The organism is Sinomonas mesophila (assembly GCF_001999765.1).
Classification (GTDB): domain Bacteria; phylum Actinomycetota; class Actinomycetes; order Actinomycetales; family Micrococcaceae; genus Sinomonas; species Sinomonas mesophila.
In genome coordinates this window covers 401,025-423,192 of record NZ_MTIC01000003.1, presented here as the reverse complement: position 1 = coordinate 423,192, position 22,168 = coordinate 401,025, and the positions used below count along the sequence as shown (strand labels likewise).

Annotated in this window: 21 protein-coding genes; 5 read left to right on the top strand and 16 right to left on the bottom strand. The window is 73.1% G+C overall.

Annotated elements, in window-relative coordinates:
- Positions 1 to 75: 75 nt before the first annotated feature.
- A complete protein-coding gene (locus tag BV907_RS13260; protein WP_077490176.1) occupies positions 76 to 789 on the top strand; it encodes an IclR family transcriptional regulator in 714 nt (237 codons plus the stop codon).
- 113 nt (positions 790 to 902) lie between these two features.
- On the opposite strand, the gene BV907_RS13255 is transcribed toward BV907_RS13260, so the two are convergent.
- Entirely contained in the window at positions 903 to 3,848 is a 2,946-nt protein-coding gene (locus BV907_RS13255) for a DUF7948 domain-containing protein (RefSeq protein WP_077490175.1), read from the bottom strand.
- Positions 3,849 to 4,239: 391 nt separating this feature from the next.
- On the opposite strand from BV907_RS13255, the gene BV907_RS13250 reads away from it, so the two are divergent.
- On the top strand, positions 4,240 to 4,632 hold the full coding sequence (locus tag BV907_RS13250; RefSeq protein WP_139346763.1) for a hypothetical protein: 393 nt from the start codon (positions 4,240 to 4,242) through the stop codon (positions 4,630 to 4,632).
- Between the two features lie 131 nt (positions 4,633 to 4,763).
- On the opposite strand, the gene BV907_RS13245 is transcribed toward BV907_RS13250, so the two are convergent.
- The 6 genes from BV907_RS13245 to BV907_RS13220 form a co-directional block, all read right to left on the bottom strand.
- Positions 4,764 to 5,999 (bottom strand): MFS transporter, encoded by a 1,236-nt coding sequence (locus BV907_RS13245; RefSeq protein WP_245827956.1) that lies wholly within the window; start codon positions 5,997 to 5,999, stop codon positions 4,764 to 4,766.
- 67 nt (positions 6,000 to 6,066) lie between these two features.
- Entirely contained in the window at positions 6,067 to 9,174 is a 3,108-nt protein-coding gene (locus BV907_RS13240; protein ID WP_077490172.1) for an AAA family ATPase, read from the bottom strand.
- Positions 9,171 to 10,334, bottom strand: coding sequence for an exonuclease SbcCD subunit D (locus BV907_RS13235; RefSeq protein ID WP_077490171.1), 1,164 nt, complete (start codon positions 10,332 to 10,334; stop codon positions 9,171 to 9,173). The genes BV907_RS13240 and BV907_RS13235 overlap by 4 nt, the downstream gene beginning before the upstream one ends.
- A gap of 68 nt (positions 10,335 to 10,402) precedes the next feature.
- Positions 10,403 to 11,407, bottom strand: a complete 1,005-nt coding sequence (locus tag BV907_RS13230; RefSeq protein WP_077490170.1) for an aquaporin — start codon at positions 11,405 to 11,407, stop codon at positions 10,403 to 10,405.
- Positions 11,408 to 11,490: 83 nt separating this feature from the next.
- Positions 11,491 to 11,856: a DUF202 domain-containing protein gene (locus tag BV907_RS13225; RefSeq protein WP_077490169.1), complete on the bottom strand. Its 366-nt coding sequence runs from the start codon at positions 11,854 to 11,856 to the stop codon at positions 11,491 to 11,493.
- Entirely contained in the window at positions 11,853 to 12,209 is a 357-nt protein-coding gene (locus tag BV907_RS13220) for a DUF202 domain-containing protein (RefSeq protein ID WP_077490168.1), read from the bottom strand. The genes BV907_RS13225 and BV907_RS13220 overlap by 4 nt, the downstream gene beginning before the upstream one ends.
- Before the next feature lie 94 nt (positions 12,210 to 12,303).
- On the opposite strand from BV907_RS13220, the gene BV907_RS13215 reads away from it, so the two are divergent.
- Complete coding sequence (locus BV907_RS13215; RefSeq protein ID WP_077490167.1) at positions 12,304 to 13,266, top strand: ADP-ribosylglycohydrolase family protein; 963 nt, start codon at positions 12,304 to 12,306, stop codon at positions 13,264 to 13,266.
- A gap of 12 nt (positions 13,267 to 13,278) precedes the next feature.
- Here BV907_RS13215 and BV907_RS13210 read toward each other — a convergent pair whose 3' ends face one another.
- Together BV907_RS13210 and BV907_RS13205 are read right to left on the bottom strand one after the other, a co-directional pair.
- Entirely contained in the window at positions 13,279 to 13,854 is a 576-nt protein-coding gene (locus BV907_RS13210; RefSeq protein ID WP_077490166.1) for a DUF4395 domain-containing protein, read from the bottom strand.
- A 74-nt stretch (positions 13,855 to 13,928) separates the two neighbouring features.
- Positions 13,929 to 14,984 (bottom strand): exonuclease domain-containing protein, encoded by a 1,056-nt coding sequence (locus BV907_RS13205; protein ID WP_077490165.1) that lies wholly within the window; start codon positions 14,982 to 14,984, stop codon positions 13,929 to 13,931.
- A 174-nt stretch (positions 14,985 to 15,158) separates the two neighbouring features.
- Between BV907_RS13205 and BV907_RS13200 the strand changes: the two genes are divergently transcribed.
- Positions 15,159 to 15,881 (top strand): DedA family protein, encoded by a 723-nt coding sequence (locus BV907_RS13200; RefSeq protein ID WP_077490249.1) that lies wholly within the window; start codon positions 15,159 to 15,161, stop codon positions 15,879 to 15,881.
- A gap of 81 nt (positions 15,882 to 15,962) precedes the next feature.
- Here the strand turns inward: BV907_RS13200 and rdgB are convergent, their stop codons facing one another.
- The 6 genes from rdgB to clpS all read right to left on the bottom strand — a co-directional run bounded on the left by rdgB (position 15,963) and on the right by clpS (position 20,088).
- Positions 15,963 to 16,619: an RdgB/HAM1 family non-canonical purine NTP pyrophosphatase gene (rdgB, locus tag BV907_RS13195; protein WP_077490164.1), complete on the bottom strand. Its 657-nt coding sequence runs from the start codon at positions 16,617 to 16,619 to the stop codon at positions 15,963 to 15,965.
- Complete coding sequence (gene rph, locus BV907_RS13190) at positions 16,616 to 17,380, bottom strand: ribonuclease PH (protein WP_077490163.1); 765 nt, start codon at positions 17,378 to 17,380, stop codon at positions 16,616 to 16,618. The genes rdgB and rph overlap by 4 nt, the downstream gene beginning before the upstream one ends.
- Before the next feature lie 76 nt (positions 17,381 to 17,456).
- Complete coding sequence (locus BV907_RS13185; protein WP_077490162.1) at positions 17,457 to 18,254, bottom strand: MBL fold metallo-hydrolase; 798 nt, start codon at positions 18,252 to 18,254, stop codon at positions 17,457 to 17,459.
- Positions 18,251 to 19,201, bottom strand: coding sequence for a glutamate racemase (gene murI, locus BV907_RS13180; RefSeq protein ID WP_077490161.1), 951 nt, complete (start codon positions 19,199 to 19,201; stop codon positions 18,251 to 18,253). The genes BV907_RS13185 and murI overlap by 4 nt, the downstream gene beginning before the upstream one ends.
- Positions 19,194 to 19,778 carry a DUF2017 domain-containing protein gene (locus BV907_RS13175; protein ID WP_077490160.1) on the bottom strand — a complete coding sequence of 195 codons (585 nt, stop codon included), beginning with the start codon at positions 19,776 to 19,778 and terminating at the stop codon, positions 19,194 to 19,196. The genes murI and BV907_RS13175 overlap by 8 nt, the downstream gene beginning before the upstream one ends.
- Complete coding sequence (gene clpS / locus BV907_RS13170; RefSeq protein WP_077490159.1) at positions 19,771 to 20,088, bottom strand: ATP-dependent Clp protease adapter ClpS; 318 nt, start codon at positions 20,086 to 20,088, stop codon at positions 19,771 to 19,773. Before clpS ends, BV907_RS13175 begins: the two co-directional genes overlap by 8 nt.
- Positions 20,089 to 20,175: 87 nt before the next feature.
- Between clpS and BV907_RS13165 the strand changes: the two genes are divergently transcribed.
- Positions 20,176 to 21,495, top strand: a complete 1,320-nt coding sequence (locus BV907_RS13165; protein WP_077490158.1) for a nicotinate phosphoribosyltransferase — start codon at positions 20,176 to 20,178, stop codon at positions 21,493 to 21,495.
- 49 nt (positions 21,496 to 21,544) lie between these two features.
- Here the strand turns inward: BV907_RS13165 and BV907_RS13160 are convergent, their stop codons facing one another.
- On the bottom strand, positions 21,545 to 22,132 hold the full coding sequence (locus BV907_RS13160; RefSeq protein WP_077490157.1) for an isochorismatase family protein: 588 nt from the start codon (positions 22,130 to 22,132) through the stop codon (positions 21,545 to 21,547).
- Positions 22,133 to 22,168: the final 36 nt, after the last annotated feature.

The following is a 22,168-nucleotide window of genomic DNA, read 5'->3' as shown; positions in this document are numbered from 1 at the left end:
CGACCCGTGGCACAAGGCCCAGCGACGCCGAGCCTGCCCCGAACCCCGCCCGAGCCTGAATCCTAGGATGGTCAGATGCCACGCACCGCCGCGGAGTCCGGTCCGCACTCGCAGACCCTCTCCCGGGGGATCCGCGCCCTCGAGGTCCTCGCGGAGGCCCGGAACCCGCTCACGATCGCCGAGCTCTCCGCGGCGCTCGAGGTGCACCGCTCGATCGCCTACCGCATTGTGCGCACCCTCGAGGACCACGCCCTCGTCACGAGGGACGAGTCCGGCCGTCTCAGCCCCGGCGCGGGCCTCTCGGTGCTCGCGCGCTCGGTGTCGAGGGACCTCCAGACGGCCTCGCTGCCCGAGCTGAGCCGGCTCGCCTCGGAGCTGAAGATGACGGCCTTCGTGGCCGTCTGGGACCGCGCCGAATGCATCACGCTCGCGACCGTCGAGCCGCAGCACAACGGAGCTACGCTCGCCGTGCGGCCGGGGACGCGGCACAGCCTCGACCAGGGCGCGCCCGGGATCGCGATCCAGTCCGCCCTCGGGCGGGAGGAGTGGGAACAGCGGGCGCCGGAGATCCCGTATCGCGACGACGCGGACGCGGCCAGGGAGCGCGGGTACTCGCTGAGCCACGACGAGGTCATCCCGGGCTTCTCCTCCGTGGCCGTGCCCCTCCGGATCCCGCACCAGCGCCCCGCCGCCCTCGCCGTCGTCTACTTCGGCGGGATCACCGACCACGCACGCATCGGCGCGGCCCTCGCGGCCGCGGCCGGACGTATCCAGGACGCCATCGGCTGAGAGCCGGGCCGGCGCGGCGGCCATGCACACAACCCCGCATCGCAACACGCCGCTATGGGGAGACCATAACGGCGTGTTGCGATGCGGGGTTGCTCAGGTCGGAACGATCCGGTCTAGCGGATCTGGATGTTGCCTCCCTCGAGCGTGTGCGAGCCCGAGTCGTAGCCGGTCTCGAGTCGGATCCAGTAGGTGTCGTTGCCCTTGCCGGGCTCACCGAAGTCCTGGACATCGATCCGGAACAGGTGCGAGCCCTGACCGTCGATCGTGGCGCGGCCGAAAATCGTCGCCTGGGTGTGCTGCGGGTTGCAGGTCAACGCGAGGATCCGGATGGACTTCACCCTCTGTGGCTGGGCGGGACCGTGGTCCTGGTACTGCTGCTGGCCCTTGACGTTGCCGACGGCGTTTGACTGGGCGTTGCCGCCGAACGTGGCCTTGTCGCCGTTGTTGGCGATGATCGTGCCACCCGTCTCGGTCTTGACCTGGCAGAGTGGCGTGGTAGTCGGAAGCGTCCAGGCCTTGGCCGCGGTGTCGGAGGGTTCACCCGGATCCTGGGTGGTGTCGTTGTCGGTGTCGGCGAAGGCTGTGATCGCGTCCGCGCCGGGGAGCTGGGGGCCCGGGTAGCAGAAGGTCGCTTCCCCGTTCGCGTCCGTGGTGTCCGATCCGCTGGTGGTCACCGAGCCGGTGACCGTGAAGCGCACGGTGATACCCGGAATCGGGTTGCCCGACGCGTCCTTGACCGTCGCGGTCACGCAATGCTGGGTGCCGATGTCGTTGGTGTCCGTCTTAGGGGCGAGCGTGATTGTCGCCGGCGCGCCCGGGCCGAACGTGAGCTTGGCGACAAAGGCATCGGCGACGCCATCGAAGATGGTGTCGAAGGCGCCGGCGGTGGTCGGGAAGTCGGCCGAGCCCGTGGACCCGGTGACGTAGGCGCTCCCCACGGCGTCGACGGTGACGCCGGCGCCGTTGTCGAAGCCGCTCCCCCCTAGGTAGGTCGAGTCCAGGAGACTCGATCCGGTGGGCGAGAGCTTGGTGACGAACGCGTCGCCGCCGCCATTTAGGGTGGTATCCAAGGCGCCAGCGGTGGTTGGGAAATCGGTCGAGCTCGTGTTGCCGGTGATGTAGGTGTTGCCCGCGGCGTCGACGGCGACGCCGAGGCCGCGATCAAAGCCGCTCCCCCCGAGGTAGGTCGAGTAGACGAGGCTCGACCCGGTGGGCGAGAGCTTGGTGACGAAGGCGTCGTTGCTGCCGTTGGCGGTGGTGTCGAAGGCACCGGCCGTGGTCGGGAAGTCGGTCGAGGTCGTGGACCCGGTCACGTGGGCGCTGCCCGTGGCATCGACGGCGACGCCGTTGCCGGGGTCGAAGTTGCCACCCCCGAGGTAGGTCGAGTAGACGAGGCTCGACCCGGTGGGCGAGAGCTTGGTGACGAAGGCGTCGCCGCCGCCATCGAGGGTGGTATCGAAGGCGCCGGCCGTGGTCGGGAAATTCGTCGAGCCCGTCGCGCCCGTCACGTAGGCGCTGGCCGCGGCGTCGACGGCGACGCCGAAGCCGTTGTCGTCGTCGCTCCCCCCGAGGTAGGTCGAGTAAAGGAGGCTCGATCCGGTGGGGTCCAGCTTGGTGACGAAGGCGTCGCGGATGCCGCCATTGTGGATGGTGTCGAAGGCGCTGGCGGTGGTCGGGAAATCGGTCGAGCTCGTCTCGCCGGTCACGTAGGCGCTGCCGGCCGCGTCGAGGGCTATGCCGAAGCCGTTGTCAAACGACGTCCCGCCCAGGTAGGTCGAGTAGACGAGCGCCGAGCCGGCCGGGTTGAGCTTGGTGACGAAGGCGTCGTTGCCGCTGTTGAAGGTGGTGTCGAAGGCGCCGGCCGTGGTCGGGAAGTCGGCCGAATCCGTTGTGCCGGTCACGTAGGCGCTGCCCACGGCGTCAACGGCGACGCCGGCGCCGGTGTCGAAGCCGCTCCCCCCGAGGTAGGTCGAGTAGACCAGGCTTGACCCGGTGGGCGAGAGCTTGGTGACGAATGCATCGTCGCCATTGATGGTGGTGTCGAAGGCGCCGACGGTGGTGGGGAAGTCGGTCGAGTTCGTGGACCCGGTCACGTACGCGTTGCCGGAGGCGTCGACGGCAATGCTGAGGCCGGCGTCAATGCCGCTCCCGCCGAGGTAGGTCGAGTACGCGAGGGCCGGGTCGATCACCAGCGGCTGGCTTCGGTCGTAGCCGCCGAGCGCGAAGCCATAGGAGTGATCTTCGAGCGCGTAGCGGCTCTCGACCGGGACGGACCTGCCGTCGATGAGCTGGTAACTCGTAGGGGCAGAGTCCCGCAAGGCCCCCAGCGGGGTGTCGATGAGCAGCGCACCGGCAGGGCCGAGCGCGAGCCCGTCGGCGCCGCCGTAGGAGAGGCGGATGTCGCCGGGATCGGCTCCGGGCGCCACGTGGAACTCGTACTTCAGCGTTCCGTCCCGGCCGGCGAAGACCATGTCGATGCCCGGCCAGAGCCCCCGGTAGACGACCTGCTGGTAGGTGGGCAGGCTGGTGTGGCTCTCGCCCGCCGTCAGGTAGTTCACCGTCCCGGCAGCGGGCTCGCCCGCCTCGAGCGTCGCGTCCGGGCTGGAGCCGAGAAAACCAAGTTCAAGCGCATGGCCGCGGTCGCCTTTGGCCAAGGACAGGACGGCCTTGCCCTCGGTGAAGAAGAAGCCGAAGCCGGCTCCCTGCGCGTAGTACCGCACGCTCTCATCGGTCTGGCCGGCATTCGCCACGAAGGACAGAGGCAGCTTCCCATAGGCGTCCAGGGCGTCTTCCCTGCTCGCCCGCGAGAGACCGTCCGAGCCCGCAATCCCGGGCTGGGGAAGGCCCAAGGCCTGAACGGCAGGCACCGGCCCGGCCGCCGCAGGCGCGGGGCCTCCAGCAACTCTCAAGGTCATCTGCGCCAGCACAATCGACGCGACGGCGAGCATGGCCAGGACGATCAGGACCAAAGTGAACCCCGCCCGATGCCGGCCCGCCCGGACCGGGCCAACGCCCGAGCCGATCACTCCCGCAGACGCGTATTCGGTCACCAGTGCCATAGCCGTACCCTCTTCTCCGAACGTCCCGCCATACAGCCCACGGGCGGCGAACCCCAACGTGAACACCCCGACGCATGCGGCCCCCGAAAGCTCCACGTTGCACGCGTGCCAACATTTCAACCCGACGGCATCTCAACGCGCACGAGTAGCGTGTACTCGTTTGAGGGGACTGCGCATCAGAGAATCACCTGTCATGGACCACCTCGCCGCAGGATGCCCGATCGATGGGACCTCGCCCCTGCTGCCGCAAGAGCCCGGGGCGATGACGGTAACCAGCGTCTGCATGCCGGGTGGTCAATTGATTGACCGAGCAATTTGCGATAGCTAAGATTTCTTCACTGCGCGCTGGGGAGCCCGGACAAAAACGAAAGGACCTCCCACAGTGCACCGTTTGACGCGCTTGGTCACCGCCGCCGCCGGCGCTGGCCTGGCTCTCGCCCTCACTGCCTCGCCGGCGCTGGCCGCGCCGCCATCGGGCTCGCCCAGCAACCCCGCCCAGGTGGAATACCTCGAATACAGCAGTCCCGATGGGTCATACACCCGTGAGTACCGCTCCGTGACTCGATACATTGCGAATGAGTACTACACGAGCAATAACCGCGATCAAGAAGTTCTTGAGGGTTACACGTCCGACTATAAACAGCACTATCACTTGAACGACAAGGTGATAAAGCTGACTAGCCAGAACACGTTTACCGAGAATGGCGAGACCTGCCGCGTCAACTCCCAGTCAGTCACCACCAATGGTCAGACGCGCACGAGTAGGTCCGATAAGGTCTGCTAGCTCGCCCGGGGGCGGCCCCGTCTGGATCGCCAGCAAGGGATCCAGTCCCGGAGCTTGTACGTGTCCCGAGCCGAGCCGAAGCTGGCAGGTGCTGCATTCCGAGGAAGGCTCGCGCGTAGTGACGGCGCGGCTCAGTCGACGTGGTTCCCCCACCCCGCTGCTGCCGCCACCGCGCCGAGCACGAGGAGGCCCGCCGCTGCCCCCAGCGGCGCGCCGAACGCGGCGGCCACTCCCCCGGACTCGGCAAGCGCCCCCGCGAGGCCCGAGCCGAGGGCCGTGCCGGCGACGAGGCCGCTCGCGAGGGCGGTCATGACCGTCCCGGCCCTGCCGTCCGGGGCCACGCGGCCGCCGACGGCGTAGACCGTGACCATGATGGGGCCGACAGGGAGGCCGAGGACCAGGAGCGCCGCCGTGAGGCTCTCGAACGAATCGGCGGCCAAGGGCAGGAGCGCGGCCAGGACCATGGCGGCGGCGCAGGCCGCCCAGCGCACAGGCAGGGCGATGCGCGGACTCCACGCGGCGACGCTCAGCGCCGTCACGGCCGAGGTCGCCCCGACCGCAGCGTAGAGCAGCCCGCCGACCTCGGCCGCACCGCGCTCGCCGGCGAACGCCGTGACCGCCGCCTGCATCGCGCCGAAGAAGGTCCCCATGGCCGTCATCGCCGCGACGGGAACCAGGACGATGAGCCACGCGCGCGCGGGGACGCGGGCGTGCGGGTCCCGCCCTGCGGGATGGGCGGCCACGGCCGTGGGATGCAGCGCGAAGGCGCCCACGAACACGGCCGTGAGGGCGGCCGCGACGCCGAGGGGGACGCCGGGGCCGAGGAGCGCCGCGAGGGCGCCCACGAGCGCGGGGCCGAGCACGAACGTCACCTCGTCCGCCGTCCCCTCGTAGGAGAGGGCTGCGTCGAGCTCGAGCGCCCGTCGGGCCCTCCCGGCGGTGAGCGCCATCCAGCGGGCGCGGGCCAGGGGCCCCACCTGCGGCGTCGTGAGGCCGGCGGCGAAGGACGCCGCCACGACGGCCCACGGCGGGGTCTCGCCTGCGAGCGGCGGCGGATAGCTCGCAAGGACGACGGCGAGCATGCCGGCGGCGTTAAGCAGCCCGGCGGCGAGGACCACGTGGCGCTGCCCGTGCCTGTCGGCCAGACCGCCGAGCAGGGGCGCCCCCAGGGCGGCGCCGAGCCCGACGGCTCCCGCCGCGAGCCCGCCGAGGGCGTAGGAACCCGACGCGACGGCCACGGCGGTGAGCGTCCCGACGGTGAGCATCGCGAGGGGCAGCCTCGCGACGAAGGCGATGGGGATGAACGACGTCCCGGCCAGGGAAGGCAGGGCGGCGTAGCGGGCCAGGAAGGAGACGCGGACGGGCACAGGCACACCTCAGGGAGCGCACGGCGTCCCTGCCACCCGCCGTGCAGGACCCGGTAGCCTCACCATCCTAGCCCGGGGCCGAGCCCTCCCGCCTAGGCTCCCCGCTGACCCCGACAAGGTTCACATGGGATCCCGTCCTGCCCTTGACGACGCGGATCTGGGCGGGGATCCGCTGCTTGAGCTCGGGCACGTGGCTCACGAGCCCGACGACGCGCCCGCCGGCGCGCAGGCCCTCGATCGCGTCCATGACCTGCTCGAGCGACTGCTCGTCGAGGCTGCCGAAGCCCTCGTCCACGAAGAGCGTCTCGATGTCGATGCCCCCGGACTCGTGCTGGACCACGTCCGCGAGCCCGAGAGCGAGCGCGAGGGAGGCCATGAAGGACTCTCCCCCGGACAGCGTCGACGGGTCGCGCCGCTGGCCGGTCCAGCCGTCGTGGACCTCGAGGCCGAGGCCCGAGGCGGCGCCGCGGGCGGCGAGCGCGTCGCTGTGCTCGAGCGTGAAGCGGCCGTCGGTCATGGCCAGGAGCCGCTCGGTCGCCGCGTGGGCCACCTGCTCGAGCCGGGCCGCGAGGACGTAGCTGTGCAGGGACATGCGCTTGGCGTTCTCGCCCTGGCCGCGCACCGTGCGCAGGAGCTCGGCCAGCAGGTCCGCCCGGTCGCGGGCACTTGCGAGTGCCGGGAGGCAGGCCTCGAACTCTGCCTCGAGCCGGCGCCGCCGATCCTCCGCGGCGGAGGCGGCGTGGGCCGAGACCTCGCCCCGGCTGCGGCGCGCCTCGGCCTCGGCCTCCCGGGCGCGCAGCATCGCGAGCTCCTCGGGCCGGACGGCACGCCCGGCGGACTCGGCCTCGAGCGCGCGCCGCACGGCCGCCGCATCGAACAGGCCTCCGAGCTGCTGCCCCTCGGCCTCGTGGGCCCGGACGGCGTCCTCGAGCGCGCGGGCAGCCTGCTCGGGGACGAGGGCCTCGCGCACCGCTGCCTCGTCGGCGAACGGGGTGGCCGCGAGCGCCTCGGCGAAGGCGACGCGGGCGCGTTCGAGCGACGCGGCCGCGGAGCCGTGGCGCAGGACCGACTGTTCGAGGGAGTCGAGGGTGCGCGCCCGGGCGGCGACGTCGGCCTGGCGCGCGGCGAGCGAGGGATAGCCGGCCCTCCAGACGGCAAGCTCGTCGCGCCTGCATCGCGCGTCCGAGGCGAGGCGGGCGAGGGACCCCTCGGCGCCAGCCTGGGCGGCTGTCGCGTCGGCGAGCGCGACGGCGGCGAGGTCGCGGCGGCGGGCCGCTGCCTCGAGCCGGCTCAGGACGGCGACGAGCTCGGCCGAGGCGGCTTCCGCGTGCCGGAACTCGGACAGCGCCTCCTCGAGGGTCCTCGCCGCCTTGTCGGGGTCGGTCGCGCCGCCGCGCGCGTCGACCGCGGCGAGCCGCTCCCGGGCTGCCGCGACGGCGTCGTTCGCCGTGCGCTCCCTGGCGACGGCGGCCTCCGCCTCCTGGGCGGCGGCGCGCTCGGCGTCGACGAGGCCGAGGGGCTCCTCGGCGCCATGCGCGGGCTGCGGGTGCTCCGGGGAGCCGCACACCGGGCAGGCCGCGCCCGGCTCGAGCCGGGCCGCGAGCTCGGCGGCCGACTGGTCGAGCCGACGCTCCCGCAGGGCGAGCCAACGCTCGCGCGCGTCGAGCGACTCCTGCCGCAGGCGCGTGTGTGCCTCGGCGGCCGCAGACGCGGCGGGCGCGGCCTCGGCGTGCTCCTGGACGGCCTCCATGACGGCCCGCGCGGCGTCCGCCTCGACGCGGGCGAGGCCGAGCGTGGCGGCAACCGGCTCGAGCTGCGCGCGCGAGGCCGCGAGCCCCTCCGCGTGCTCCGTCGCCTCCCCAAGGTCCTGCGCGGCGCGGGCGCTCGCCTCGGCGAGCCGCCGGGCCTCGGCGGCCTCGCGCTCATGCCGGGCCTCGAGTTCCTCGAGCTCGCGCTCGGCCGGGAGCCGCTCGGCGAGCACGGCGGCCTCCGCCGAGGCCGCCGCCGAGGCGCGATGCACGAGGCCCGCAGACGGAAGGCCGAGCGCGTCCCCGGCGCCGTCCTCCTCCGACGCCCCCGGGACCCAGCCCGCGGCCTGCGCATCCTCGAGCGCCGCGAGGGCCTCCCGCACGGTGCGGCGCTCCTCGGCCGCGCTGCGCTCCGACTCGGCGAGGTGCGGGCGCAGGCCCACGGCCTCGCGGTGGGCGGCGAGCGCGGCGACGTGCCGGGCATGCTCGGGGCCCGCGTCCTCCCAGACGGCGCGGCTGGTCCGCGCTCGTGCCAGTTCCTCGGCGTCCTCGAGCGAGCGCGCGGCTGCCTCCGCGGCCTCTCGCGCCGCCTCGAGATCGGTCTTGGCACGGGCCTGGGCCTCGGCCGCGGCGGCCGACTGGGAGGCGTAGGCGCGCTCCGCCGCGCGGAACAGGGAGCGCGCGGACTCGGCCTCGACCCGCGACGGGCGCTGCGGCGTGGAGTCCGCGTCATGATCGGCACCCTCGGCCGGGGCCGCGGCGAGCTCGGCCTCGAGCTGGGCGATGGGCAGCGCCGCGGCGCGCTCGGCCTGCTCGGCCTCCCCGCGGGCGGCCTGAGCGAGATGGGCGAGCTGCTCCTCGGCGTCGGCGTACCGCTGCGTGCCGAAGAGCTTCTCGAGCAGGGCCACGCGCTCGGCGGCCTTCGAGCGCAGGAAGGACGCGAACTCGCCCTGGGGCAGCATGACGACGCGCGTGAACTGCTCGCGCCCCATGCCGAGGACGTCGGCGAGGACCGCTCCGACCTCGTCGTTGCGCGCGCTGAGGGCTGCCCACTCCCCGTCGACGTGCTCCCTCAGGTGGGTCGAGGCCTTCTGCACCGACCAGCCGCCTGCGGCACGGCGGCTCGGCTTGGACCACTCGGGGGTGCGGCGCACCTCGAAGCGGCGGCCCTGCGCGGTGAACTCGAGGAGCACGGAGGGCTCGGCGTCCGCGGCGGCGTGGTGGCTCTTGAGCGCGCGGCTTCCCTGCCGAGCGCCCGGGAGGCTCCCGTAGAGGGCGAAGCACACGGCGTCCAGGATGGACGTCTTGCCCGCCCCCGTGGGGCCGTTGAGCAGGAAGAGCCCGTGCTCCGCGAGCGCGTCGACGTCGATGTGCTCGGTCCCGGCGAAGGGGCCGAAGGACGTGATCTCGAGCCGATGGAGCCTCATGCGGACACCTCCGCGAGCCGGACGGCATCGAGGGCCTCGCCGAGGGCGGCCCTCTCGGGGCCGCTCGGGCCCCGCCCGCGCACATGCTCGAGGAAGCCGCAGCACACGTCGAGGTCCGTCTGTGCCGCGGCGAGCCGCGAACGGTAGCTCTCGCCGCCGTCCTTCGCCCCGCCCTCGGGCTCGAACGCGAGGGCCACCGCGAGCGGGAACCTCGCCCGGAGGCGCTCCATGGCCCGCTGCGGACGGTCGTCGTCGACGAGCGTGACGTGGCAGTATGCGCCCTCGGCCTCGGCGTGGGCCGGGTCCGCGAGGAGTTCGTCGAGGCGTCCCCGCAGGACCGCGAGGCGGTGGCTGCTCGGCCAGGCCACGGGCTCGACGGATTCGATGCCCTCCGGTCCGGCCTCGATGAGCCAGGCTCCCTTGGCCTGGCGCGCCTCCGAGAAGGAGTAGGCCAGCGGCGATCCGGAGTACCGGACGGTCGGCGTGAGCTCCTGCCGGCCGTGCAGGTGGCCGAGCGCGGCGTAGTCGAAGCCGTCGAAGAGGCCCACCGGGACGACGTCGAGTCCTCCGATCGAGAGCGCCCGCTCGCTGTCCGAGGGCGCTCCCCCGCCAGCGAACGTGTGCGCCATGACGATCGAATGGACCGGCCCGGCCTGACGGCGGGCCTCGAGGTCCGCGCGGGCGCGGTCGAGCGCCGCGCGCGTGACGGCGGTGTGCCCCTGCTCCGAGACCCCGAGCGCGTCGCCGACGAGCCGGGGCTCGAGGTACGGCAGGGCGTAGACGGCGAGCTGCGCGCCCCCGAGGAGGGGCAGGAGCACGGGCGAGCCGATCTCCTCCACGCGCGTGCGCAGGTGGACGCCGCCGCGCTCGAGCAGTCGCGAGGCGAACCCGAGGCGCACGGCGGAATCGTGGTTTCCGCTGCTGATGACGACCTGCGTTCCGGCCCCGACGAGGCGCACGAGGGCCGAGTCGAGGAGGTCCACGACGTCGACCGCCGGCAGCGCACGGTCGTAGACGTCCCCCGCGACGAGGACCGCCCCGACCTCCTCCTGCTCGACGAAGCGCACAAGCCCGTCGAGCCATTCGGCCTGAGCGGCGAGCATGCCGACGCCGTGGAAGGAGCGGCCGAGGTGCCAGTCCGAGGTGTGCAGGATCTTCATGCGAGCGAGGCTAGCCGGTGGCACCGACATTTCTGCGGCGCCACCGGCCCGCGGCGCAGGTTCTCGGCTCAGCGGTTCTTGTCGAAGAAGTCGCGCGCGTCGTCCTCCGGGCTGCGCGGGGTCTCGGCGGCCGGGGTCTCGGCAGCTTGGGGCTGGGCGGCCTGGGGCTCCGCCGTCGCGGTCCCGGCGGTCTCTCCCTGGGCCTCCGCGGCGGCCGCGTCCTCAGCCGTCTCCGCAGCGGCGGCGGCCACCGCCGCGTCCGAGGCGCGGGCGCCGTCGTCGCGCGTGGCCTCGGCTGTCACGTCGGCGAGGGCGCCTGCGGTGGCGCGGTGGAGGTCCTCGGGCGAGCCGAAGCCGCGGAAGATGAGGCCGACGATCACGGCGCCCAGGATCGGGGCGACCCAGAAGAGCCACAGCTGGGCGAGCACGCCGGGCTCGGCGAACACCGCCGTCGCGGTCGAGCGGGCGGGGTTGAGGCCCGCGTTCGTGATCGGCGCGATGCCTTGGACGAGGACGGCGAGGCCGAGCCCGATGGCCCACGGCGCCATGCCCTTGATGGCGCGGCGGCTCGTCACGGCCAGGACGACCGCCACGAAGGCGCCAGCCGACACGACCTCGGCAAGGAGGCCCGCGGCGAGCGGGAACTGGTTCGGCGAGTGCTCGCCGAACCCGTTGGAGAGCTGGGAGAAGATCGTCTGGACGTTGCTCAGGTTCGGCAGCGTGCGCACGCTGACCCAGAGCACGAGCGCGCCCAGGAGGCCGCCGACGAGCTGCGCCGCGATGTATCCGGGGACGAGCCGCCAGTTGGTGCGCCCCGCGACCGCGAGGCCGAGGGTCACGGCCGGGTTGAAGTGGCCGCCGGAGACGTGGCCCACCGCGGCGATGCCGACCGCGAGGGCCAGGCCGAGCGCGAGCGGCGTCGGGATCGGCGCCGCCGAGGGGTTGCTGAACAGGGCCACGCCGAGCGCGCCGAAGACGAGCAGGAAGGTGCCGAAGGCCTCGGCGGAGAGCTTGGCGACGACGCCGTATTCGGGCGCCGTCGCAGGCGTGCGGTCGGCCACGGTGGTGGTCATGGAAGTCCTCTTTCGTGGAGCTTTCGTGGTCTCTGCGGGTGTCCGCAGCGGTTCGGCGGGGCCTGCGCCGGTCCCAGTGAAGGTTACCGCCCGAGCAGGATGACGGCGATCGTCGCCGCTCCGAGCACCACGAGGGCCGCCGTGGCCCAGCGCATGAGGGCGGCGGGCGGCGCCTGAGTGCCGTGACGAAGCTCACGCCGGCGGGCCCGCGCGCACAGGGCGAGGACGGCGGTGGCCGTCGCCGCGGCGCCCGCGCACACGCCGAGCGCGGCCACGACGCCGGGGCCGCGCCCGCCGTCGTCCGCCGCGACGAGCCACGCGCGCCACACGAGCAGGTCCAGGATGATGAGCGAGAGGAGTGTGCGCCGCCAGGACAGGGAAGTGCGCTCGGGCTGCAGGCCCGGGTCCCGCGCCTCTCCCCCCGCGCCCGGGGCGGCCGGGACGGTCACGGCCGGACCACGACGAGCACGGCGAAGGCAAGCGCGGCGAGGGCCACGACGAGGGTCATCCCGAGCATGACCCTCGAGAACGGCAGCTCGCGCCCGTGGCGCATGGCCTGCTCGGCGAGCGACCAGCGCCGGTACGCAAGCGCCGCGAGGGCCGCCCCGACGCCCGCGAGGGCCACCGCCAGGATCCCGCGCACGAGGGCGGGCGCGATGTTGGGCGTCAGCTGGTCGAGCGCGACGGCGCCGGCCAGGAGCGCGAGCGCCGTGCGCAGCCACGCGAGGAACGTGCGCTCGTTCGCGAGCGAGAAGCGGTAGTCGGGGGTCGTCCCTGTCCTGCGCCACGCGGGTTCGCGCATGAGTCCCTCTCGTCCCTTCGGCCTCGCGTCGGCCGGCTCCGGTGCACTGCGGGCACGGCTCTGCCCGTGAAGGATACCCGGTAGATTGTGGCCCATGAGCACTCCCACTGCCGCCGAGCGGATCCACGGCTGCCTCGCGGGCACCGCCGTCGCCGAGGCGGCCGCCCTCGACCCCGCCGGCACCGACGCGCCGGGCCCGGCCTCGCGCCCCCTCGGCGCCGCCGGCCAGCTCACGCTCTTCACCGCGGATGCGCTCGCCGAGGCCATCGAGTGGGCGAACGACGGCGTGCACGCGGACGAGGCGGCGTGCGTGTGGCTCGCGTCCCTGCGCTGGCTCGGCGGCCAGGGCGTGCCGATCGCCCCCTCTGCCCCCGTTGCGCAGGCGCGTTGGCTCGACGGCCAGGAGGGCGTGCGGGTGCCCGCGCGCCCGCTGCCGGCGTGGGTGGACTCGCTCGCCTCGGGCGAGATGGGCACGCCGGCGCGCCCGCTCGGCCTCGCACACGACGACGCCGGGGCCGCCGCGCACACGGCCCCCTTCGGCCTCGTCCCCCACATCCCGGCGGCCGCCGTCGCCAAGATGAGCGCGGACGCCGCCCATCTGACCCACGGGGCCGCGCCTGCCGTCCAGGCCGCCGTCGCCGTCGCCGCGACGGCCCACTACCTCGCGCTCGGCGCCGACGCCGCGACGGCGCTCGGCTCGGCGCGCGCGCAGGTCGCCTCGCTGCGGGTCCCGGACCCGGACGTCCTGTCCGCACTGGACGGGATCGGTGGCGTGGGCGTCGGGGCGGGACCCGCCGCCCAGGCCCTCGGCCGTGCGGCGTCGGCGGTCCTCGCGGCCGAGAGCGCCGGGCGGTCCGGCGAGCCTCTGGACGGGGCGTTCGCGGCGGGCGTCGGCCTCGCCGCGGGGCACGGGAGCGACGCGGCGGCCATCGCGGGCGCGCTCCTGGGCACGCTGTGGGGCCCGGCCGCCGTGCCCTCCGCCTGGGCGGAGCGGACGGCGGGGATGGCGGCGGCCGACGGCGTGGCGGCGCGCCTCGCGGCGGTCACGGGGGCCTGAGCGCGGCCTCGGTCAGCGTCCGCTGCGGGCGCTGCCGACGCTCGAGCAGGCTTCGCACACCGATGCCGGGATCAGGCCAGCGTCCTGGAGCCGGCCGAAGATCCAGCAGCCGAGGCAGAAGCCCACGAAGGCCTCGAGCGACGCGGCCACGATGAGGATGCCGAGGACGCTCCAGGCGGCGACGACGAGGCCCGACGCGTGCAGGATCGCGGCGGCCGTCGAGACGACGAGCCCGATCCCCTGGGCGAAGCGCTTGGGCGGTCCCGCCACGAGGCGCGCCGGGCCGAGGCGCGGGGCGATGACGTGCACCGCGAGCCGGCCCTCCGGGGAGTAGCGGGGCCCGCCCGCGACGCGCAGCGCGAAGCCGATAGCGATGGCCCACAGCGCCCACCCGGACTGGGTCAGCAGCGCGGCGAGGCTCAGGACGACCACGATGCCCGCCGTCGCGCGCGCCGCGTACTCGTTGACGGGGTTGGGGAAGGCGAACGCGCGCCGCAGAAGGCTCTGGCGGGGTGCGACGCTGACCACCTCAGTAGCATCGACGTGGGCGAATCCGGTCTGCGCGAATCCGGTCTGGCTCTCGGTCATGCCCACCAGCCTAGGGATCCGGCGAGCCGCCCCGGAAGGACTGTTGCGTCGCGTGACCGGCCGGACCTCCTCGGCTAGGCGCTGCGGGCGGGCCACCGCCCGCCCAGCATCTGCAGGAACTCGGCCTCGGAGAGGACCTCGACCCGCTGGCCCCGCTCGCGCAGCTCGAGCACCCGGCGGGCCTTGGACGTCACGCGGCCGGAGACGAGGTCCGAGGCGACGAAGCCGTCCCCGACGACGAGGATCGTCGTCGCGCGCGTGACCGTGCTCGCGGGCTGCGCGCCGAGGGCTGCGGCCCGCTCCTTGGCCTCGGAACGCGTCATGCCGAGCGTGCCCGTGAAGACGATGCGGTGCCCGAAGAGGGGATGGTTGGGGTCTGCGGCGGCGTTGGCGAGCGGGTTCGCGCCCTCGGTCGGCCACGGCGCCCACGCACGCCCCGTGCCGGCGGGGCGCGATCGCGGGGCGCGTCCCGCCGTCGTGCGTCCCCTGTCCGGGGCGCCCGGGCCCGTGCGCGCGATGGCACGCGCGGTGGGGCGCGAGGGCTCGTCGACCCCGGGGACGAAGCCGTCCTGGCGCGGGAGCGAGAGGCCCAGCGCGCCGTAGACGCCCCCGACGCTGTCCGCCCCGTGCCGCCGGGCGATGTCCACGAGGACCCCGGCGCACGCTGCGGCGTCCTCGGCGGCGTCGTGGTGGCGTTCGAGCTCGACGCCGGCGGCGCGCGCGGCGAAGGGCAGCGAGTGCGAGGGCAGGTCGTAGGTGCGGCGCGAGAGGACCACGGTGCACGCGTAGTCGTAGGCCGGGGCCGGCAGGGCGCTGACCTCGAGGGCCGAGCGGATCACGCCGAGGTCGAAGGCCGCGTTGTGGGCGGCGAGGACGTCGTCGCCGATGAACCCGCCGATCTCCGCGAAGACGTCGGCGAAGCGCGGAGCGTGCGCCACGTCCTCCGGCCTGATGCCGTGGACCGCGACGTTGCGCGGGTCGAAGTGGTCATGGCCCTCCGGGGGCCGCATGAGCCAGTGCGCGCGCTCGACCGCGCGCCCGTCCCGGACGCGCACGAGGCCCACCGAGCAGGGGGAGCCCCGGAACCCATTGGCCGTCTCGAAGTCGATCGCAGTGAAGTCCAGGGGCACGGCGACGAGTCTAGCCGCGCCCGGGCCCCGCGCCCGTGAGCCACACGCCACAGCGGGTGCACAGGCTTTCTCCCGTAGGCTTGGGGGGTGACTCCGACGCTCCTGACCTCCCTGCCCGCTGCGACCGAGGCGCTCAACGGGCTGGCCGTGCAGGCCCTCGCCGTGCAGCCGCACATGGCCTCGTTCCTGCCCGACTGGCTCAACCCGGACGTGTTCCTGCGCAACTCACCGCTGGGGCCGTGGGTCGTGCTCCTCGTGTGCGGCATCGTCTTCGCCGAGACCGGGCTGCTCGTGGGCTTCTTCCTTCCCGGCGACTCGATGCTCTTCACCGCCGGGCTCCTCGTCGCGACGGGGGCCATCCAGTTCAACCTCTGGGCCATGGCGGGCCTCATCATCGTCGCCGCGGTCATCGGCAACCAGGCCGGATACCTCATCGGCTCGAAGGCCGGCCCGGCCATCTTCAACCGTCCGGACTCGCGCCTGTTCAAGCGCGAGAACGTCGAGAAGGCGCACGCGTTCTTCGAGAAGCACGGCGGCAAGGCCCTCATCCTGGCCCGCTTCGTGCCGATCATCCGCACCTTCGTGCCCGTGATCGTGGGGGTCGCCCAGATGGGGAAGGGCAAGTTCTTCCTCTACAACGTCATCGGCGCGCTCCTGTGGGGCGGCGGCGTGACGCTGCTCGGCGCGTGGCTCGGCCAGTACCAGTGGGTCGGGGACAACATCGACATCATCTTCATCGCGATCGTCCTCGTCTCGGTCCTGCCGATCATCCTCGAGTTCGTCCGCGGCATCTCCGCGAAGAAGCAGGCGGAGCGCTTCGGCACCGACGTCGTGGACGAGTTCATCGAGGAGCACGAGCCCGTCGAGGAGCGCAAGACGCACCCGGACGGGAAGTAGTCCCTCACACCTCAACGCCGCATCGCAACACGCTGGAAAGATCCGTCCTTTTCGGCGTGTTGCGATGCGGCGTTGCTGTCTTCAGCGGAGGGCCGCGATGATCGCGGGCAGGAGCGCCCGGAAGGCCCGGCCGCGGTGGCTGATGGCGTTCTTCTGCTCGCGCGTGAGCTCGGCGCAGCTGACCTCGAGGCCGGCCGGCCGCAGGATCGGGTCGTAGCCGAAGCCGCCCTCGCCCTGCGGCTGGCGCAGGAGCGTGCCCTCGAGCCGGCCCGTCTCGACCGTCTCCGGCACCCTCGCCCCCGGGTCGACGAGCGCGGCCGCGCAGACGAAGGCCGCCTGCCGGTGCTCGTCCCGCACGTCGGAGAGCTGGGCGAGGAGGAGCTCGAGGTTCGCCCGGTCGTCGCCGTGGCGGCCGGCCCAGCGGGCCGAGAAGATGCCGGGCGCGCCGCCGAGGACGTCGACGGCGAGTCCGGAGTCGTCCGCGATCGCTGGCAGACCCGTCGCGGCGGCGACCGCGCGAGCCTTGAGCAGGGCGTTCTCGGCGAACGTCACGCCGTCCTCGACCACGTCCGGCCCGCCCACGGCGCCCGCGTCCACGACCTGCGTGTCGACGTCGAGGCCGGCCACCTGGCCGCGCAGGAGCGCCCGCAGCTCGGCGAGCTTGCCCTGGTTGTGGGTGGCGAGGACGAGCCTCGGCGCGAGGTCAGCGGCGGCCGGCCGCTCGCCGTCGTATGTCACCTGAGCGCCTCCGCAAGTGTCTCCCGCTGGATGTCCGCGAGCTGAGCCGTGCCCAGGAGCGCGAGGTCGAGGAGGCTGTCAAGCTCCTCCCGGTCGAACGGCGCGCCCTCGGCCGTGCCCTGGACCTCGACGAACTTCCCCGAGCCGGTCACGACGACGTTCATGTCGGTCTCGGCGCGCACGTCCTCGACGTAGGGCAGGTCGAGCATGGGCACGCCGTCGATGATCCCCACCGACACGGCCGAGACCGTGTCGATGAGCGGGTCGGCGCCGGGCTCGATGAGGCCCTTCTCCTTGGCCCACCGCACGGCCTCGGCGAGCGCGACGAAGGCCCCGGTGATCGCGGCGGTGCGGGTCCCGCCGTCGGCCTGGAGGACGTCGCAGTCGAGGACGACCGTGTTCTCGCCGAGCGCCTTCGTGTCGATGATCGATCGCAGCGACCGGCCGATGAGGCGCGAGATCTCGTGCGTGCGGCCGCCGATGCGGCCCTTGACCGACTCGCGGTCGGAGCGCGTGTTCGTCGCGCGCGGGAGCATCGCGTACTCGGCCGTGACCCAGCCGCGGCCCTCGCCCTTGAGCCAGCGCGGCACGCCCTCGGTGAAGGACGCCGTGCACAGCACGCGCGTGTTCCCGAACTCGATGAGGGCCGAGCCCTCCGCCTGCTTGGACCACCCGCGAGTGATCGAGATCGGGCGCAGCTGGTCCGGGGAGCGGCCGTCGGCGCGCACGGTGGAGAGAGGGTGCTCAGAGCTCGGGATCATGACCCCAGCTTATCCAGAGTCGGATCGCCGGGCTCGATCCTCTCGGGTCAGATCGTCTCGGTCAGATCGTCCCGGGTCAGATCGTGTAGTGCACCCCAGCGACGGCTACCGCGATCGGGCCGTCGTACGCGCGCTGGGCCTCCTCGACCGAGCGGTTCGCGTCGTTCCACACGGGCAGGTGCGTCAGGAGCAGGCGGCGGGCGCCGGCATCGTGCGCCGCCTGCCCGGCCCGCAGGCCCGTGAGGTGCACGCCCTCGATCGCGTCGTCGCGGCCCTCGTGGTAGGCGGCCTCGCACAGGAACATGTCCGCGTCCCGGGCGGCCTCGATGAGGCCCGGGCACGAGTCGGTGTCCCCCGAGTAGGCGAGCACGCGGCGCCGCTCGCCGTCCGCGCCGTCGGGCTCGACCGACTCGACGCGGATCGCGTAGGACTCGGCGATGGGGTGGCGCACCGTGATGGCCTCGAAGCGGAACGGCCCGAACTCGACCTTCTCCCCCGGGGTCCAGCGGTGGAACTCGAAGTCCTCCGTGAGGTCGGCAGGCGGCTCCATGTCGAGGGCCATCGTGATGCGCTTGGCCGTGGCCTCCGGCCCCCATACCGGGATGCGCCCCGAGGGCCAGCCGTGTGGGTCCCAGTGGACTGCCACGTGCAGGCCCGTGAGGTCGATGCAGTGGTCCGGGTGCAGGTGGCTCAGGAGGACGCCGTCGATGTCGGAGAGGTGGATGTAGCGCTGGAGCACGCCGAGGGCGCCCGAGCCAAGGTCGAGCAGGATGCGCCAGTCGCGCTTGCCGTCATTCGCCGTGAGGAGGTAGCACGAGGCGGGCGAACTCGGGCCCGGGAACGATCCCGAGCAGCCGACGATGGTGAGTTTCACGGTGACATCCTGCCCGGTTCGCCCGCCGCGAAGTGGGAGATCCGCGCCGACCCGCCGCGCGCGCGGGCATCCTCGATCATCTCGGGCGTGATCTGGGCGAGGCTCGCCGTGGGGTACCGGGCGGAGACGTGGTCGGCGTGCTGGACGCCCTGCACCTCGGGCCCGAGGAAGCGCCGGGCCAGGACCTCGAACTGCCCCGGGTCCCCGGTGGCCACGAAGCGGTGCACGGGGGGCGCCGCGCCCGTGCGCTCGAGGCCGTGGCCCACGAGGGCACGGTAGACGTCCTTGGCGGTCTCCTCGGCGCTCGAGACGAGCGTGACGCCGTCCCCCATGACGTAGGAGATGACGCCCGTGAGCAGCGGGTAGTGCGTGCAGCCGAGCACGAGCGTGTCCACGCCCGCGGCCTTGAGCGGGGCGAGGTACGCCTCCGCGGCCTCGAGGAGCTCGGGGCCGGTCGTGACGCCGGCCTCGACGAAGCGCACGAACTCCGGGCACGCGGCCGAGGTGATGCTCAGCCCGGGCGCGGCGGCGAACGTGTCATCGTACGCGCGCGAGCCGATGGTCGTGCTCGTCCCGATCACGCCGACCTTCCCGTTGCGGGTGGCGACGACGGCGCGGCGCACCGCGGGCTGGATGACCTCGATGACGGGGATGCCGTAGCGGGCCGTGTACCGCTCGCGCGCGTCGCGCAGGACGGCGGCCGAGGCAGAGTTGCACGCGATCGTGAGCGCCTTGACCCCCGAGTCGACGAGTTCGTCCATGACGCCGAGGGCGAAGGCGCGGACCTCGGCGATCGGGAGCGGCCCATACGGGCCGTGCGCCGTGTCCCCGACGTAGACGATCGACTCCTGCGGGAGCTGGTCGATCACCGCGCGGGCAACGGTGAGGCCGCCGACGCCCGAGTCGAAGATGCCGATCGGCCGCTCGGAGCGGGGCAGCTCACTCATTGCCGCTCCCTTCCGAGCGCACGCGGTGAGCGTCGAGCATCGCCTCGATGAGCGTCGTCTGGAGCCACGTGACGAAGTTGTACACGAGCGCGAGGTAGGTCTCGACGTCCTCCGCCTCGGACCAGTCGGTCTTCGCGTGGATCCTCTCGGCGTCGTCCTCCGAGCGGATCCCGAGGCGCTCGGCGAGGACGAGGCGCACGTCGTTCAGCGCCGTCGACCAGTGGCCCGCCGCGGCATCGTCGAGCACAAGGTGCGCCGAGTCGAGGCCGAGGGCTGCCGCGCGCAGGGCGCCGGCCTTGCCCTGGCGCAGGGAGCGCTCGGTGAGCCGGCGGAACTCGAGGGAGGCCTCGGCGTCGTCCTTGACGGCGTTGGGCAGGAGGCGCGCGAGCGCCGGGTCCTCCGGCTCGCTCGCGTTCGGGCTCAGCCCGACGAGCGCCTCGAGCGGGTCGGCGTGCGTGCCCTCCTCGGGCTCGAGCATGCCGACGACGTCGTTGAACAGGCCGCGCAGGAGTTCCCGCTCGGCGTCCTCCAGGCGCCCCGTGATCCCTCGCAGGCCGTAGACGAACGGATCAGCCATCCTCGCCGGACCTCTCGATCGTGGCCCACAGGCCATAGGTGTGCATCGCGACCACGTGCTGCTCGACCGACTCCTTCGAGCCCTGCGTCACGACCGATCGGCCCTCGGTGTGGACCTGCATCATGAGGGCGTCCGCCTTGGCCTCGGAGAAGCCGAAGTAAGTCTGGAACACATAGCTGACATAGCTCATGAGGTTGACGGGGTCGTTCCAGACGATGAGATTCCACGGCGTCTGCCGCGCTGCCGTGGGGTCCGGGACTGTCTGGCCCGCGACCTCCTGCGAGGGCTCAGTGGCGACGCTCATGCTCATGCGCTCCATTCTAGGCAGGGGCACCGGCGCCTTCCGGCAAGGGCACCGGCGCCGCGGCGGGCCGCTAGAGTGAAGCGCGTGACTGACATGAGCCTCTGGGACCAGCCCCGCACGTCGCTCTTCACGGACCACTACGAGCTCACGATGCTCCAGGCGTCGCTCCACTCGGGGGCCGCGCACCGCCGGTGCGTCTTCGAGGCCTTCGCGCGCCGCCTCCCGGACGGGCGCCGGTACGGGGTCGTGGGCGGGACGGGCCGCGTCCTCGAGGGCATCATGAAGTTCCGCTTCACCGACGAGGAGCTGTCCTTCCTCGAGCGCACACAGGTCGTCAACCGCGAGACGCTCGACTGGCTCGCGGACTACCGCTTCTCCGGGAACGTGTTCGGCTACGCCGAGGGCGAGGCGTACTTCCCGAACTCGCCGGTCCTCATCGTCGAGTCCACGTTCGCCGAGGCATGCATCCTCGAGACGTACATCCTCTCCGTGCTCAACCACGACTCGGCCATCGCCTCGGCGGCCTCGCGCATGACGACGGCGGCCGGCGGCCGGCCGTGCATCGAGATGGGCTCGCGCCGCACCCACGACGAGTCTGCCGTCGCCGCGGCCCGCGCCGCCGTCATCGCGGGCTTCTCGAGCACGTCGAACCTCGCCGCGGGCCTGCGCTACGGGATCAAGACCGTCGGAACGGCCGCGCACTCGTTCACGCTCCTGCACGACACCGAGCGGGACGCCTTCGAGGCGCAGGTCAGCTCGATGGGCGCCGGCACCTCGCTCCTCGTGGACACGTACGACGTCGAGACGGCCGTCCGCACGGCCGTCGAGATCGCCGGGGACGGGCTCGGAGCAGTGCGGCTCGACTCGGGGGACCTCATCGAGCAGGCGCATTGGGTCCGGGCCCTCCTCGACGACCTCGGCAACGTCAACACGCGCATCGTGGTCACGTCCGACCTCGACGAGTACGCGATCGCGGCGCTGCAGTCGGCGCCCGTGGACGCCTACGGCGTCGGCACCGCGCTCGTGACGGGGTCGGGGGCGCCGACGGCGTCGATGGTCTACAAGCTCGTGAGCCGCACGGATGACGACGGCGAGTTCGTCTCCGTCGCGAAGGCCGCCAAGAACAAGGTGAGCATGGGCGGGCGCAAGTACGCGCTGCGCCGGCTCGACGGGCGCGGCGTCGCGAGCGCCGAGGTCGTCGGGATCGGGCGCCGCCCGGAGGACGACGGCAACGACCGGCCGCTGCTCGAGCATTTCATCGTCGACGGGGACCTCAAGCCGGGCTGGACCGGGCCCGAGGGCGTCGAGCGGGCCCGGGCCCGGCACGCGGCCTCCCTCGCCGAGCTGCCCGCGTCGGTGCACCGCATGCACCGCGGAGAGCCCGCGATCCCGACCCTCTACGAGGACGCCTGACCCGGGGTCATCTCCCTGCGACCCGGGGTCACCTCCCTGCGAGCCGGGCTCAGGCCAGGACGACTCCTGCCTTCTCCAGATCGCGGTAGGTGGGCTCAAGGTCGTCCGCGATCCCTGCGCACAGCCCGGTGAGCACACGAGTCGAGTAGCCGGCATGCGCAGCGTCGACCGCCGTCGCCTTGACGCAGTAGTCGGTCGCGATGCCGGTGACGTCGAGAGCGTCGATCCCCTCGGCCCGGAGCCACTCGTCCAAGGACGCAGCATTCTCGGAGGCGCCGAGGACGTCCTCGGGCGATGCGAGCCTGCCCTCGAATCCCGAATAGGCAGCTGCGTGCTGGCCCTTGCGGAACATGGCGTCCACCTGATCCGTCTCGAGGTTCGGGTGGAACGCGGCACCCTCGGTGCCGGCGACGCAGTGCGGAGGCCACGAGTCGACGAAGTCAGGCTGTGCCGAGAAGTGGCTGCCGGGGTCGACGTGCCAGTCCTGCGTCGTCACGATGGCGTTGTAGTCACGCGCGTGGTCGGCGAGGAATGCGGTGAGCCGGGAGGCCACCGCCCCGCCGCCGTCGACGGCGAGGCTGCCGCCCTCGCAGAAGTCGTTCTGGACGTCGACGATCACGAGCGCTCGGGATGCCATACGTCCATTCTCGCGCAGAAGCCCCGAGGTGACCCC

Coding starts and splice junctions, on each gene's coding strand:
- BV907_RS13230 (WP_077490170.1), bottom strand. CDS start 11,407: ATGACCACCACCGTGGCCGACCGCACGCCTGCGACGGCGCCCGAATAC.
- BV907_RS13215 (WP_077490167.1), top strand. CDS start 12,304: ATGAGCACTCCCACTGCCGCCGAGCGGATCCACGGCTGCCTCGCGGGC.
- BV907_RS13160 (WP_077490157.1), bottom strand. CDS start 22,132: ATGGCATCCCGAGCGCTCGTGATCGTCGACGTCCAGAACGACTTCTGC.
- clpS (WP_077490159.1), bottom strand. CDS start 20,088: ATGAGCATGAGCGTCGCCACTGAGCCCTCGCAGGAGGTCGCGGGCCAG.
- BV907_RS13240 (WP_077490172.1), bottom strand. CDS start 9,174: ATGAGGCTCCATCGGCTCGAGATCACGTCCTTCGGCCCCTTCGCCGGG.
- BV907_RS13260 (WP_077490176.1), top strand. CDS start 76: ATGCCACGCACCGCCGCGGAGTCCGGTCCGCACTCGCAGACCCTCTCC.
- BV907_RS13165 (WP_077490158.1), top strand. CDS start 20,176: ATGAGCCTCTGGGACCAGCCCCGCACGTCGCTCTTCACGGACCACTAC.
- BV907_RS13235 (WP_077490171.1), bottom strand. CDS start 10,334: ATGAAGATCCTGCACACCTCGGACTGGCACCTCGGCCGCTCCTTCCAC.
- rph (WP_077490163.1), bottom strand. CDS start 17,380: ATGATCCCGAGCTCTGAGCACCCTCTCTCCACCGTGCGCGCCGACGGC.
- murI (WP_077490161.1), bottom strand. CDS start 19,201: ATGAGTGAGCTGCCCCGCTCCGAGCGGCCGATCGGCATCTTCGACTCG.
- BV907_RS13200 (WP_077490249.1), top strand. CDS start 15,159: ATGGCCTCGTTCCTGCCCGACTGGCTCAACCCGGACGTGTTCCTGCGC.
- BV907_RS13210 (WP_077490166.1), bottom strand. CDS start 13,854: ATGACCGAGAGCCAGACCGGATTCGCGCAGACCGGATTCGCCCACGTC.
- BV907_RS13220 (WP_077490168.1), bottom strand. CDS start 12,209: ATGCGCGAACCCGCGTGGCGCAGGACAGGGACGACCCCCGACTACCGC.
- BV907_RS13175 (WP_077490160.1), bottom strand. CDS start 19,778: ATGGCTGATCCGTTCGTCTACGGCCTGCGAGGGATCACGGGGCGCCTG.
- BV907_RS13255 (WP_077490175.1), bottom strand. CDS start 3,848: ATGGCACTGGTGACCGAATACGCGTCTGCGGGAGTGATCGGCTCGGGC.